Below are 13,744 nucleotides of genomic sequence, written 5' to 3'. Positions count from 1 at the left end.
AGAAAGAAGGGATTTTGTTTGAAGGTACAATCATTTGACGCCTTGTATGATGAAGATTCATTGATGCAGAAAGCTTCCCGTCAAGAATTTTCGAAATACGTTGATCATATTGGAACAGAAGGAATGCAGGCAAGAAGCGGCCTGTTGCAAGAAAGGCAGTATCCGCATCTGAATGCGCTTGTCGATGAATTGATGCGGCAAAACCCCCGGCTGAACGACAGCCTGAAGGAACGCCTCGAACTGTTGCGGACAGGTGAGGCGCAAGTCGTGATCACCGGTCAGCAAACGGGAATCTTTGGCGGGCCGATGTATGCCGTTTATAAATTGCTGACCTGTCTAAAGGTTGCCCGCCAAACGGAAGAACTGCTGAATCGTCCGGTTCTCCCGATTTTTTGGCTCGCAACCGAAGACCATGATTTTGATGAAATCAATCATCTGATTGTACCGACACATGATTTCCGGACACGCAAACTGGCAATCCAGGCACCGGATTCGATTTCGCGTTCTGTCAGTCGGCTGGCATTTGACCAGACGGCCGTCAAGGATATCGTTCGTCAGGCACTATGTACCGAACGGGAAACACCGTATACAAAAGAGTTACTGGCACTGTCGGACCGGTTAATCGAATCGAGTACGACATACGGAGAGTTTTTTGCTTCGTTCATGGGAGAACTTGTCGATCACGATATCATCTTCTTTGATGCAGATACGGAAGCAGTCCGCCAGCTTGAAATTCCGTTTTTCGAACGATTGATTCAGGACAATGCTGAAATCCGGCAAGCGTTATCGAAAGGCATCCAAGAAACAACCGAGTTGCCGGATACCTTTTTAAACGAAGAAGCGGCCCATCTGTTTGTGGAGGACATCGGACGTGATTTATTGTATCCGGGACAAGATTTTGTGACGAAACAAGGGAAGACCTATACGGAGCTTGAGCTGTTGGCATTACTGTATGCGAGTCCGGAACGTTTTTCAAACAGTGTCGTCACACGACCGTTGATGCAGGATTACTTATTCCCGACACTTGCTTACATCGGAGGACCGGGAGAAATTGCATACTGGACAAGATTACGGCCGTTGTTCCATCACTTCGATTGGACGATGCCGGTGCTGATTCCACGGATGGGAGCCGTCATGTTACAGGCGCGGGACGAGAAAGGACTTCGGCGTCATGGTCTGAGTCTCGAACAGGTGCTTCATACAGGCGTGCCGCTCACACCATTTGACGCGGCGGCAATAAAACGGCATTTGCATGACGCAACCCTCTTAGGAACAGTCCTGGTCGAGGAAGTCACGCGGATCGAACAACAGGAGTTGCGTACGACGGCTGTCGCAACGAAACTGAACAAACAGCTTCAACTTGCCGTAGAGACGATCGTCGATCAAAAGCGGCGTCTCCATGAACAGGCGAATCGTTCGGACCGCGCCTTGCAGTATCAGTTGGCACCCGATCATGCACCGCAGGAACGGATTCATTCGATATTGCCTTGGCTGAACCGATACGGTTTGAATTTAGTTCAGACCTTACGGATGCACTATGAACAAACCGAGGCGGAACAATTGAAAATTATGCTCTAAACCTGCGAAATAAGCAGGTTTTTTTGTTTTTTTAACGAAAGATACACAAAAGTTCAAAAAATCAAGGAAACTGTCTCATTTTCGTAACGTTTTCAAGAAAGAATATGATACATTGAAAAAGAGTAACGTCCAGTTTGGACAGTGAAAGGTGAGGCAGCACATGTTTGAGCATGAAACAGTATTAAAATGGGAGTCCATTAAAGGGCTGAATATCAAACCTGACGGGATTTATGTCGATTGTACGTTGGGTGGAGCAGGACACAGTGAAGAAATCGTCAAGCAGTTGACGACAGGACATCTGTACGCGTTTGATCAGGACGATGTCGCACTGGCACATGCAGCAGAACGTCTCGCGGCGTATGAAGGTCGCTTTACTTTAATAAAAAGTAATTTCGTACATTTAAAAGAGGAATTAGAAGCACGATCCGTAACAAAAGTGGACGGGATTTTATTTGATCTCGGCGTATCTTCTCCACAACTAGACGAAGGCGAACGTGGATTCAGCTACAACTTTGACGCCCGACTGGATATGCGAATGGACCAAACGTCACCGCTGTCTGCGTATGAAGTCGTCAATGAGTGGCCATATAACGATCTTGTTCGGATTTTGTTTACATATGGGGAAGAAAAGTTCTCCAAACAGATTGCCCGCAAGATTGAGAAGGCACGTGAGATTGCACCGATTGAAACGACATTTGAACTGGTCGAGTTAATCAAAGATGCGATTCCGGCACCAGCCCGCCGTAAAGGAGGGCATCCGGCCAAGCGGACGTTCCAAGCGATCCGGATTGCCGTCAATGACGAACTGAATGTTTTTGATCGAGCCGTGTATCAGGCGATTGATTTACTCGCCGTCGGTGGACGCCTATGTGTCATCACTTTCCATTCGCTCGAAGACCGGATGTGTAAGCAAGCATTCAAAGAAAAGTCATCTTTACCTGAGCTTCCGCAAGGATTGCCGATGATCCCAAAAGAATTTGAACCAGAACTGCGTCTGGTGACAAGAAAACCGATTACAGCAGGAGACGATGAACTCGATGATAATCGCCGGTCACGCTCCGCCAAATTACGAATTGTTGAAAAAATGAAGGAAAGTTGAGAGGAGCATTCAAATGGCAGAACCACTTCGTAAACCGATGCAATCCATGGAACCTGTTCGGCAGCAACCTATCCAAGAACCACGTAAGACGGAAGATATCGCACGTCGTGTTGCGGTTCGTCCAAAATATCGTTTGTATCCATTTGAAAAGTTTTTGTACAGTGCGATGATTGGCGGAATTGTCCTCTTTGGCAGTGTGACGATTGGTGCTCATAACGAAGCTTACAATGTCAGTCGCGATCTCGCGAAAGAAAACCAAGTGACGCAAGAGATGAAAAAAGAGAATGAACGTCTTCAACTTGAAGTGACCAACTTAAGCTCTCCAGAACGCATTTACAAGATTGCGAAAGAACAAGGTCTTGATATGCGAAAAGGGAACATTAAGGTGATTCCTAAATGAATCCATTATCTAAATCCCGACGGAGAGTAGCCTTTGTCATGTTGATATTTGCTGCTCTCTTTTTGGTGTTCATTTCACGCTTTTTATACTTATCGACGACAAAAAAATTCCACGGAGAAGACATGTTGGTCTACGCGGAAAAAAAACGTTGGGAGTCGCAATCGACATTATCGGCAGAACGTGGAGAAATCTTTGACCGGCTCGGTTCACCGATTGCGATCAACATCCCGTCCTATCACTTAGTGGCAATCTACCGGTTGGGCGGAGTGAAGGATCCGGACGAGACAGTGGTCGATTTCAAGAAAACAGCGACCGGACTGGCGCCGATTTTAGGCATGTCGGTGAAAGAGCTGGAAACGTATCTGATTGAAAATAAAGATCGGTCTCAAATCGAATTCGGTAAAAAAGGGAATGACTTGACGGTTGATCAGAAAGAACAGATCGATCGGTTGAAGTTGCCCGGAATTCGATTAATCGAGGAACCGAAACGCTATTATCCGAACGGGATTTTCCTGTCGGATACGCTAGGATTCGTCCAAAAAATTACAGAAGATAACGGGCGGGTTGTCTTAAAAGGACAGATGGGCATCGAAAAACAATACGATGAGGCCTTACGTGAATCGTTTGGCTCCCGTGTCTTTGAAAAAGATCGCAGTGGCGGAGAGTTGGTTCAAGGTACGTCAAAAATCTCAAATGAGCCGAAAGACGGATCCAATCTGTATCTGACGATTGATCACCGGATTCAGCAGGCGCTTGAGAAGCAGATGCAGAAGATGTACAACGAATACAAACCGAAAAATGCGACCGGAATCGTCATGGACGCCAAAACAGGTGAAATTTTGGCAATGACGGATCGTCCGTCATTTAACCCGAATTTACGTGATATGACGGATTTTACGAACTTTGCCGTCTCGTCTCGATTTGAACCCGGATCGACGATGAAGATTTTCACGTTGGCTGCTGCCATCGATGCAGGGGTCTTCCGTCCGAACGAACCTTATAAATCAGGAAGTTACAATTACAAGGGGACCGTCATTAAAGACTACAATGATGTCGGCTGGGGAACGATTCCGATGATTGAAGGGGTTTATCACTCCTCAAATGTCATGTTCTCGATTCTGACGGCTGAAAAGCTTGGAATCGAGCGCTATAAAGACTATTTCAAGAAGTTTCATTTCGATCAAAAAACGGGTATAGATATCTCGGGTGAAGTAAACAGTCAATCTGATCTGTCAAAACCGCTGAATACGCTGATTACATCGTGGGGACAATCGACGGCGGTAACGCCGATGCAAATTCTCCAAGGGGCGACAGCGATTGCCGGAGACGGTGAAATGGTCAAACCGCATATTATCCAAAAAGCGGACCATACGGACAAAGCGCCGTATAAAGCCAAGACAGAAGTAGTCGGAAAACCGATTTCCGCGGAAGCGGCAAAAGCGACCCGGGAAGCACTGGACGGTGTCGTCAACAGTAAAATCGGAACCGGACAGATGTACAAGCTGAAAGATTACCGTGTCATCGGGAAAACAGGGACGGCCCAGATTTCCGAGAACGGGAAATACATCCAAGGGCAGTTCATCCACTCCTTTATCGGAATGGCGCCAAAGGATGATCCGGAATTGATCATGTATATCGCGGTCGACCGGCCGTCGAAAAATGAATCGTCGGTTTCCGGTCCAAGCATCATGAGTCCTGTCTTCAAAAGTGTTATGAATACAGCATTACAGTATCGAAGCATTAAACCGGCGACTCAAAAAGAGTCGGTGGATGTCAAAGCGAAAATCATTCCGAGCTACATCGGGAAAAGTATGAATCAGGCGGAAGAGATGGCGAAAGAGCAAGGTGCCGTACCGGTCGTGTTAGGTGACGGGGTCGAAGTCGTCTCCCAAATTCCGACCCGCGGACAGGAATTCGTCAGCGGGGAACGTGTCCTCTTCAAAACAGGACGGACGTTTAAGATGCCTGATATCACCGGGTGGTCACAACGGGATGTCAAAAAGCTTGTCAGTCTCTATGATTTAAAGTTAGACGTGATTGGTAAAGGTTTTGTAACCAAACAATCGGCGCGAACTGGTACACTAGTGAAAGAAAATGGAAAGCTGACGGTGGAACTCGCTGAACCAAAAGAGTAAGAAACAGCGGTCTCCTGATTTCTGCAGTGAAACGAGGACGGACCGGAGTCATTCGTTGACTTCTGTTCGTCCTCGTTTTCTGTAATCGAGTGGAGGAAATAGTGATGGTGACAATTGCACAGATTGCCCAGTGGCTGGGCCTAGAAGAAACCGATACACGGGCTTTAAGAAATTTTGCGACAGATTCAAGAAGTATTCTGACAGAAGGATTGTATATCCCGATCCAGGGAGCACGTGTCGACGGACATACGTTCATCGAGGGAGCAGTTGCTCAAGGGGCCATCGCCACGTTGTGGAAAAAAGGTATTCCGCTTCCGGAGATGGACATCACGGTGCTTGAAGTCGAAGATCCGTTACAAGCGTTACAAATCATCGCCAAACGGTACTTACAACAAGTGGCCCCGAAAGTTATCGCGATTACAGGATCAAACGGCAAGACCTCAACAAAAGATATGATTGAGAGTGTTTTGAAACAGTCGTTCCGGACACATAAAACGGCAGGGAACTTCAATTCAGATATCGGAATGCCATTGACGATTTTGATGATGCCGATCGAGACGGAAGTCGCTGTTCTTGAAATGGGAATGAACGGGTTTGGAGATATCGAGCTGTTATCGAATCTTGCCGAACCGGATATTGCACTCGTGACGAACATTGGGGAGTCCCATGCCGAGCAAGTCGGCGGACGAACTGGAATCGCCCAGGCCAAACTGGAGATTCGCTCAGGATTAAAACCGAACGGTCATCTCTTCGTAGATGGCGACGAGCCGTTGTTAGGAGAAGTGCCGGCTGAACGGATCGGATATCATGCGACCAATACGTACGTCATCGAACAGGCGGAAGCGACGTTCATCGGAACGACGTTTAAATTTGACGGGACGACGTTCAGCATACCGGTCCTCGGTAAACATCAAGTCCGGAATGCAGCATACGCGATTGCGACAGCAAAAGCACTGGGACTTACCGATGACGTCATCCAGGCAGGATTGAATGACGTACAATTGACACCGATGCGGATGGAACGTTTAATGTACGGGCAAACGGCAATCATCAACGATGCCTATAATGCCAGTCCGACATCGATGAATGCGGCGATTGAAACGATTGCAACGCTCGACGGATTTACGAATAAGGTCGTTGTCCTCGGGGATATGTATGAACTGGGTCAACAGGAACGTCTGTTGCATGCCTCTGTCGGGAAGAAGATTGCACTTCCTGTATCCCATGCTATCCTTGTAGGGGGGAAAGGGCGTTATATTGCGGATGGAATTGCAGATCCGACCGTCCAAGTCCAATTTGCGGACACGGTCGAAGAGGCAGCACGTCTGCTCCAACCTTTGCTCGGCCAGCAAACCGTTATTTTGCTGAAAGCGTCGCGTGGACTGGCACTGGAACAAATTTTTACATTTCTAAATGAAACTTAATCCTTAAAAGTAGGTGTTTGCAATGATCACATTATTCATCAGTTTAATTATTGCGTTTTTGGTTGTCGTCCTCGTGATGCCAAAAGCGATTCCTTTTTTACACAGTCTTAAATTCGGTCAAGAGATTCGCGAAGAAGGTCCGGATTGGCACCAAGTGAAATCCGGGACGCCGACAATGGGTGGAATCGTCATATTGCTGGCGATGATCGGCAGCCTGCTTGTGCTCTTAGTGATGGGAGATCTGGACCGGAGCCATCTGTCGTTATTGTTCTTGACGCTTGCTTACGGAGCGATCGGTTTTATCGATGACTATATCAAAGTCGTTAAAAAACGTAATCTTGGTTTAAACTCAAAACAAAAATTAATCGGACAAATTGTCGTCGGTCTTTTGTTTGTCTGGTTGAGCGGCGGATTTTCGAGTCAAGCTACGTACCTGGCGATTCCTTTTACGACATGGTCGATTGACTTCGGTATTCTGTATCCGCTCGTCGCGTTATTCTGGCTCGTCGGATTCTCGAATGCGGTCAATCTGACGGACGGACTGGACGGACTCGTATCCTTTACGGCGATTCCGACATTCCTGTTCTTTGGTCTTTACGGTTGGTTTATCGCGGATGAGCCGGGGGTTGCCTTGTTTGCCTTTTCAGCTGTCGGTGCGTTGATCGGATTCCTTGTGTTTAATGTCTATCCAGCTAAAATCTTCATGGGCGATACGGGATCACTGGCTTTAGGAGCGGCGCTTGCCGGTTTATCGATCTTATTGAAACTGGAATTACTGTTAGTACTGATCGGCATTGTATTCGTTGTCGAGACATTATCGGTCATCCTGCAGGTTATTTCCTTCAAGACGACAGGGAAACGGATCTTTAAAATGAGTCCGATTCACCACCATTTCGAAATGGTCGGGTGGAGTGAGTGGCGTATCGTCGGAACATTTGCTTCGATTAGCTTAATCGTGGCGTTAATTGCCTATCTGTTCGTGTAATTGAAATTCGTGGTCAAGAAAGTGAGCGATTTAATGATGAAGAGTTCTGAGCTGGAGAAGAAAAAAGTATTGGTCCTTGGGACTGCGAAAAGCGGAATTGCGGCAGCGACCTATCTTGTGAAGGCAGGCGCTGTCGTGACGGTGAACGATGGTGGGACGCCTTCGGAAAATGACGTCCAAACGCTTGAATCCTTGAAGGTCGAAACCCTCTTCGGAAGTCATCCGTTATCCTTGTTGGATGGAACAGACTTAATCGTAAAAAACCCAGGGATCCCTTATCAGATTCCATTGTTACAGAAAGCACTGGAGCTTGGCATCCCGGTTTGGACGGAAGTGGAATTGGCTTATCGTTCAACAAAAGCGGACTGGGTGGCGATTACAGGATCAAACGGCAAGACAACGACGACGACGCTCGTTCATGAACTATTAAAACGGGGATCAAAACGTGTTCATCTGGCGGGGAATATCGGTTTCCCGGCAGTTGAGGTTGCCCAGCAGGCAGAAGCAGGCGATGTCATCGTCATTGAGTTGTCCAGTTTTCAATTGATGGGCATCGAATCCTTCTGTCCAGTCAGTGCGGCGTTCCTGAACCTGTCGCCGGCTCATCTTGATTACCATGGGGATGTTACATCTTATGCGGCAGCCAAAGCACGAATCTTTTCAAACATGGATGAAGCCGGACGACTGGTCGTCAATGCGGATGACGAGGAAGTCATGCGCCTAAGCGAAACAGCAGCAGCCGAACGGTTGACGTTCTCACGTCGCCAAGATGCGTATGCACACATCGAAAACGATATGATTTTTGTCGGTCAGACAGAAATTCTCCCGGTCCGTGAGCTGGCGCTCGGCGGTGGTCATAACCTCGAAAACGTCCTGGCTGCCTTGACATTGATTGAACCGTTCGGGATTTCCCTGACAGCGATTCAAGACGTCTTGCGGACGTTTGGCGGAGTAGCACACCGGACAGAATACATCGGTGAGTTTGCCGGACGAAAGGTCTACAATGATTCAAAAGCCACGAACAATGTTGCGACGGAAGCAGCACTGTCCGGTTTTCAATCGCCTATCATTTGGATTTGCGGTGGACTCGAACGCGGTGCAGATTTAACACCGTTGAAAAGTGCGATGACCCATGTCAAACATGTCATCGGACTCGGGGAGACCGGTCAACGCTTCGCCGATTTAGCGACCGAGCAACAGATTGCTTCGACGGTGACACGTGAGATGGAAGAAGCCGTTGCCACGGCATTTGATGTCTCGAAACCCGGGGATATCATTTTGCTGTCTCCGGCATCGGCCAGTTGGGACCAATACAAAACGTACGAAGAACGCGGCGAACATTTCATCCGTTCTGTCCAAAAAGTAGGAGGAATGATGAAATGAGAATCGTAGTTTCAGGTGGAGGCACCGGTGGACATATCTATCCGGCGTTGGCGATGATTCGAGAAATTGAACGTCGGACGCCATGCGAAGTGTTGTACATCGGAACAGAGAATGGACTCGAAGCAGATATCGTCCGTCGAGCGGGTATTCCTTTCGAATCGATTGAAATTTCGGGGATCCGCCGTTCCTTATCGTTTGAAAACGTCAAGACCGGTTTCCGCTTTTTAAAAAGTGTTGTCCGCGTCCGGAAGCTTTTGCGCGACTTCCAACCGGATATCGTGGTCGGAACGGGTGGTTTCGTCTGCGGTCCGGTTTTATACACAGCAGCGAAGATGGGATATAAAACACTCGTCCATGAACAAAACAGTTTACCGGGAATCACGAATAAGTTCCTGGCGCGTTATGTTGACCGAGTGGCCTTGTCCTTTAAGGGATCTGGTCATCATTTCGGCAAAAATAAAGGGAAGACGATTTTAATCGGGAATCCCCGTGCTTCGGAAGTTGCGATGCTGCAGATTGATCCAGTCGAAGAAAAACGAAAATACGGTTTTGAACAAGATCGTCCTCTGATTGTCGTTTACGGCGGCAGCCGGGGGGCACCAGCCATCAATAAAGCAGTCGTCGACATGATTCCCAAGCTGACAGAAACTGACTGGTCGTTATTGTTCGTCACGGGACAGGTGCACTACGAAGACATTCAGGCTCAGCTCGGCACATTACCCGACCGGATTCAATTGCGTCCGTTCATTTATGATCTGCCGTTAATTTTAAAAGCGAGTCAACTGGTCATCTCGCGTTCCGGTGCAAGTACGTTAGCTGAATTGACGACGCTCGGTTTGCCGAGTATCTTGATTCCAAGCCCGTACGTGACGGAAAATCATCAAGAAGTGAATGCTTCGTCACTCGTCGAGACAGGAGCCAGTCTGTTGATTCGGGAATCCGAGTTGACGGGAGACCGATTGTTCGACGCTTGTACGAAAGCAATTGCCGATCAAGCGGACATGTCAAAAGCGTCACTTGCGCTTGGTATGCCAAATGCGGCAAGTGATCTGGTCGATGAATTATTACGGTTGATTCAGCGAAAAAACTAAAGCATTGCAGGAATAGACCGATAAGGTACTGAAATTAAACATAATGGAGGGAGAGGCTTACGTGAAGGAACAACAACCGGCCAGACAGCCGAAGATGGATGCGACTGTCCGCAGCTTAGAAGATAAAATTCCATATGTCCGTGAGCAGCGTCGGAAAAAGGCGAACCGGCGTTTAATCTATGTCCTCATCCTGATCGGTCTATTGATTGGTGTCGTCTTCTATCTTCAATCGAGTTTCTCGCGTGTCGCGACATTTGATGTCACTGGCACCGTGAACGTCAAGAAGGAAGACATCATTCAAGCATCACGTATTAAGGTGAAGGAGACACATGCTTTCAATGTGTCGGAAGAAGCCGTGTTGGAACGGATTGAAGATGTTCCGGGTATTCGCGAAGCGACGATGAAAAAAACGTTTTTACACCATTATGAAGTGGATGTCGTCGAAGAAAAAGAAATCGCGTATGCCAAAGACAAACCGGGCGCCCGGATCGTCTTAGCGGACGGAACGATTATTCCCGGAAAGTCGAAGGAAGAATTGTTTGATGCACCGATTCTAACCGGATTTACGGATCAGTCCTTGGAACGTCTGACAAAGGAACTCGTTAAAATCGAGCCGAAAGTCCGGAGCCGGATTTCGGAAATCGTAGCCAATGACCAGACCGACAAAGGCGGATTAAAGTTATTCATGACGGACGGAAATACCGTCTTATTGAGTACATCGGCTTTTTCTAACTCGTTGAATGAATATGTCAAAGTGATTTCTGCATTGCCAAAAGGTAAAACAGGAACGATTACCATTGATGGGGGTATCTATTTCAAACCATATAAAGGTAAAAAATAGTAAATAACACCCTGTATTAGACGGGTTTGACAAACGTTTGTTTTCATTAGTAGGAAAGCGGACACATCGTCATCAAATCGTAATCTATTAGATGGGTAAGTTAGACAATAACTTCTTTTCGTGAGGTTTTTTATAGTGTAGACTTAAACGAGAAGAAGATTGTCTCGATTCCTGTAAATATAAACAGGAACGACAGGATTAGTATTATGAAAGTGGAGGTGTCACTCCCATGGAAACGAAAGGTACGATTGCCGCACTAGATATTGGGACATCGGAAGTGAAACTCATCGTCGGTGAACTTCTAGGTGGAACACTAAATGTCTTAGCGGAAGGGTCTGCACCATCTGCAGGCGTCAAGCGAGGTGTCATCGTCGACATCGATCAAACAGTAAATGCCATTAAACAAGCGGTTGCAGAAGTGGAGCGCACACTCGGTGAACCGATTGGTGAAGTATATGTAGCAATTTCCGGTGAGCACATCCAAGTCAAGGATTGCCAAGGGATGACATCAATCAAAGGGGAAGATAATGAAATCACGGATGATGATGTGAAGGATGTCCTTCATTCTGCCATGGTGATGCGGATTCCAAACGAATTGAGCGTTGTCGATGTTTTACCTAAAACGTTTACTGTCGATCAGCAGACGGAGATCACAGATCCACGTGGCATGATCGGTTATCGTCTAGAAGTGACAGGGAAGCTGATTATCGGAGCGAAGACGATTCTACATAGCATCAAACGTTCCATCGAACGAGCTGGGTTGGAACTTGCGGGGTATGTGCTGGAAAGTTTGGCCGTCTCACGAATTGCAGCTTCGATTGATGAATTGGAACTCGGTGTCGGAATCGTTGATATCGGACATGAAACGACCACTCTTTCAATTTACGAAAAAAATGATTTAGTGTACTCAACGACACTTTCGTATGGCGGAGATCATCTGACACGCGATTTGACGTATAAAATGAATTGTAAATACCAAGATGCAAAACTCGCCAAAGAAGAATATGGTGTCGCACTGGAAGCACTCGGAGACCCGGAAGAGAAAGTTTCCTACGTGACGATTAACGGAGAACACCGTTTCGAACCACAGACGGAGATCGGTTTTGTACTGGAAGCCCGTCTGGAAGAGATTTTTGAAATGATCCAGAAACGAATGACACAAGCCGGATATGCACAAATGAACAGCGGCATCATTCTTTGTGGCGGCAGTTCTTCCTTACCAGGAATTGACCAACTCGGTAAGCGGATCTTTAAACAAAGCGTGAACGTGTATCAACCATCCAGCTTAGGGATTCGTCATCCGAAGTATGCTGTCGCTGCCGGAATGTTACGCTACGTGCTGTCACGCAGTGCCGTTTCGAAGTCAGGGTTTGACCGGGCGGACGAAAAGGGAATAGCCGCACAAGGACGTGAGCAAGAAGAGTTACTTGCACATCCTTCCCAACCTTCAGTACGCGAAGAGCGACCACAGAAGGAACAGCCTCCAAAAGAGCGGAAGTCATTCAGCAGTTTCTTTGAGAAATTTTTCGGCTAAATAAAAAATTATCAGTAAAAAAATAGGGGGCCCCTTTTATGTTGCATTTTGATGAAATGATGGACCAAGTAGCTAAAATCAAAGTCATCGGAGTAGGTGGCGGTGGTTCAAACGCTGTCAACCGAATGATTGAACATGGTGTCCAAGGCGTAGAATTCATCGCTGTCAATACGGATGCACAAGCTCTAAACATGTCACAGGCGGATGTAAAACTTCAACTGGGAGCAAAACTGACACGTGGTCTTGGTGCCGGAGCAAATCCGGAAATCGGTAAGAAAGCTGCCGAAGAAAGCCGCGAACAGTTGACAGAAATTCTATCTGGTGCCGATATGGTTTTCGTAACAGCAGGAATGGGTGGCGGTACCGGAACAGGTGCAGCACCGGTCATCGCTGAAATTTCTAAAGAAATCGGTGCGTTGACAGTAGGTGTCGTCACAAAACCTTTCATGTTCGAAGGCCGCAAACGGATGCAACATGCTGTTTCAGGCGTGCAGAACTTTAAAGAAAAAGTCGATACACTCATCGTCATTCCGAATGATAAATTGCTTGAAATCGTCGATCGTAACACGCCGATGCTTGAAGCCTTTAAAGAAGCCGATAACGTGCTTCGTCAAGGTGTTCAAGGGATTACGGACTTAATCGCCGTTCCGGGTCTCATTAACTTGGACTTCGCGGATGTTAAAACGATCATGACGGAAAAAGGTTCAGCATTGATGGGTGTCGGTGTTGCAACGGGTGAACACCGTGCGACAGAAGCCGCGAAAAAAGCGATTTCGAGTCCATTGCTTGAAACATCGATCGAAGGTGCAAAAGGCGTCTTGATGAATATCACCGGTAGTGCGAACTTAAGCCTTTACGAAGTAACGGAAGCTGCTCAAATCGTTCAAAGCGCTGCGGACGAAGAAGTCAACTTAATCTTCGGATCAGTCATCAATGACAACTTGGAAGACGAAATCATTGTTACGGTCATCGCAACGGAATTCGAAAACGAGCCACTCGATTTTGAAATCCCGTCAGCACAAGAAATGATGAAAAACCTGCTCAAGAAAAAGCAGGCGTCGACACCATCACCAGTAGCTGAAGAACCTAAACCGCAAGTCGAAGAGACACCTATTAGCTCGAACCAAGAATCAGCAAAAGGGTCAGATGTCGAAGAGACGATGGATATTCCTTCTTTCCTTCGCCGGAATAATCGTTAATTCGATATTCCCGAGACACGACTGCTAGATCAAGAGGTGTCGCGTAAGCGACACCTCTTTTTTTAAAAAAGGATG

11 protein-coding genes are annotated in these 13,744 nt (G+C 47.2%); all 11 read left to right on the top strand.

Annotated features, from left to right (window positions below):
- Nucleotides 1–18 precede the first annotated feature (18 nt).
- Nucleotides 19–1,578 carry a bacillithiol biosynthesis cysteine-adding enzyme BshC gene (gene bshC, locus EXIG_RS10090; RefSeq protein ID WP_012370838.1) on the top strand — a complete coding sequence of 520 codons (1,560 nt, stop codon included), beginning with the start codon at nt 19–21 and terminating at the stop codon, nt 1,576–1,578.
- A gap of 160 nt (nt 1,579–1,738) precedes the next feature.
- Nucleotides 1,739–2,677 (top strand): 16S rRNA (cytosine(1402)-N(4))-methyltransferase RsmH, encoded by a 939-nt coding sequence (gene rsmH / locus EXIG_RS10085; RefSeq protein ID WP_012370837.1) that lies wholly within the window; start codon nt 1,739–1,741, stop codon nt 2,675–2,677.
- Nucleotides 2,678–2,690: 13 nt separating this feature from the next.
- On the top strand, nt 2,691–3,077 hold the full coding sequence (gene ftsL / locus EXIG_RS10080; protein WP_012370836.1) for a cell division protein FtsL: 387 nt from the start codon (nt 2,691–2,693) through the stop codon (nt 3,075–3,077).
- Nucleotides 3,074–5,212 carry a penicillin-binding protein gene (locus EXIG_RS10075; RefSeq protein ID WP_012370835.1) on the top strand — a complete coding sequence of 713 codons (2,139 nt, stop codon included), beginning with the start codon at nt 3,074–3,076 and terminating at the stop codon, nt 5,210–5,212. The genes ftsL and EXIG_RS10075 overlap by 4 nt, the downstream gene beginning before the upstream one ends.
- Before the next feature lie 104 nt (nt 5,213–5,316).
- A complete protein-coding gene (locus EXIG_RS10070; protein WP_012370834.1) occupies nt 5,317–6,636 on the top strand; it encodes a UDP-N-acetylmuramoyl-tripeptide--D-alanyl-D-alanine ligase in 1,320 nt (439 codons plus the stop codon).
- Between the two features lie 22 nt (nt 6,637–6,658).
- Nucleotides 6,659–7,621, top strand: a complete 963-nt coding sequence (mraY, locus tag EXIG_RS10065) for a phospho-N-acetylmuramoyl-pentapeptide-transferase (RefSeq protein WP_012370833.1) — start codon at nt 6,659–6,661, stop codon at nt 7,619–7,621.
- A gap of 33 nt (nt 7,622–7,654) precedes the next feature.
- Nucleotides 7,655–9,004 carry a UDP-N-acetylmuramoyl-L-alanine--D-glutamate ligase gene (gene murD, locus EXIG_RS10060; RefSeq protein WP_012370832.1) on the top strand — a complete coding sequence of 450 codons (1,350 nt, stop codon included), beginning with the start codon at nt 7,655–7,657 and terminating at the stop codon, nt 9,002–9,004.
- A complete protein-coding gene (gene murG / locus EXIG_RS10055; protein WP_012370831.1) occupies nt 9,001–10,095 on the top strand; it encodes an undecaprenyldiphospho-muramoylpentapeptide beta-N-acetylglucosaminyltransferase in 1,095 nt (364 codons plus the stop codon). The genes murD and murG overlap by 4 nt, the downstream gene beginning before the upstream one ends.
- 61 nt (nt 10,096–10,156) lie before the next feature.
- Entirely contained in the window at nt 10,157–10,936 is a 780-nt protein-coding gene (locus EXIG_RS10050) for a cell division protein FtsQ/DivIB (protein WP_012370830.1), read from the top strand.
- A gap of 229 nt (nt 10,937–11,165) precedes the next feature.
- The gene (gene ftsA, locus EXIG_RS10045) at nt 11,166–12,470 is read left to right on the top strand and encodes a cell division protein FtsA (protein ID WP_012370829.1); all 1,305 of its coding nucleotides are present in this window, start codon (nt 11,166–11,168) and stop codon (nt 12,468–12,470) included.
- A 38-nt stretch (nt 12,471–12,508) separates the two neighbouring features.
- Nucleotides 12,509–13,669: a cell division protein FtsZ gene (ftsZ, locus tag EXIG_RS10040; RefSeq protein WP_012370828.1), complete on the top strand. Its 1,161-nt coding sequence runs from the start codon at nt 12,509–12,511 to the stop codon at nt 13,667–13,669.
- Nucleotides 13,670–13,744 lie beyond the last annotated feature (75 nt).

Origin of the sequence: Exiguobacterium artemiae 255-15 (genome assembly GCF_000019905.1) — a bacterium.
In the GTDB taxonomy this organism is placed as follows: domain Bacteria; phylum Bacillota; class Bacilli; order Exiguobacteriales; family Exiguobacteriaceae; genus Exiguobacterium_A; species Exiguobacterium_A artemiae.
This window is presented reverse-complemented; position numbering and strand designations above follow the sequence as displayed.

Bases quoted from the DNA above. Each gene is read 5' to 3' on its own strand.
- ftsA (WP_012370829.1), top strand. From the start codon at position 11,166: ATGGAAACGAAAGGTACGATTGCCGCACTAGATATTGGGACATCGGAA.
- ftsL (WP_012370836.1), top strand. From the start codon at position 2,691: ATGGCAGAACCACTTCGTAAACCGATGCAATCCATGGAACCTGTTCGG.
- EXIG_RS10075 (WP_012370835.1), top strand. From the start codon at position 3,074: ATGAATCCATTATCTAAATCCCGACGGAGAGTAGCCTTTGTCATGTTG.
- mraY (WP_012370833.1), top strand. From the start codon at position 6,659: ATGATCACATTATTCATCAGTTTAATTATTGCGTTTTTGGTTGTCGTC.
- EXIG_RS10070 (WP_012370834.1), top strand. From the start codon at position 5,317: ATGGTGACAATTGCACAGATTGCCCAGTGGCTGGGCCTAGAAGAAACC.
- ftsZ (WP_012370828.1), top strand. From the start codon at position 12,509: ATGTTGCATTTTGATGAAATGATGGACCAAGTAGCTAAAATCAAAGTC.
- rsmH (WP_012370837.1), top strand. From the start codon at position 1,739: ATGTTTGAGCATGAAACAGTATTAAAATGGGAGTCCATTAAAGGGCTG.
- murD (WP_012370832.1), top strand. From the start codon at position 7,655: ATGATGAAGAGTTCTGAGCTGGAGAAGAAAAAAGTATTGGTCCTTGGG.
- murG (WP_012370831.1), top strand. From the start codon at position 9,001: ATGAGAATCGTAGTTTCAGGTGGAGGCACCGGTGGACATATCTATCCG.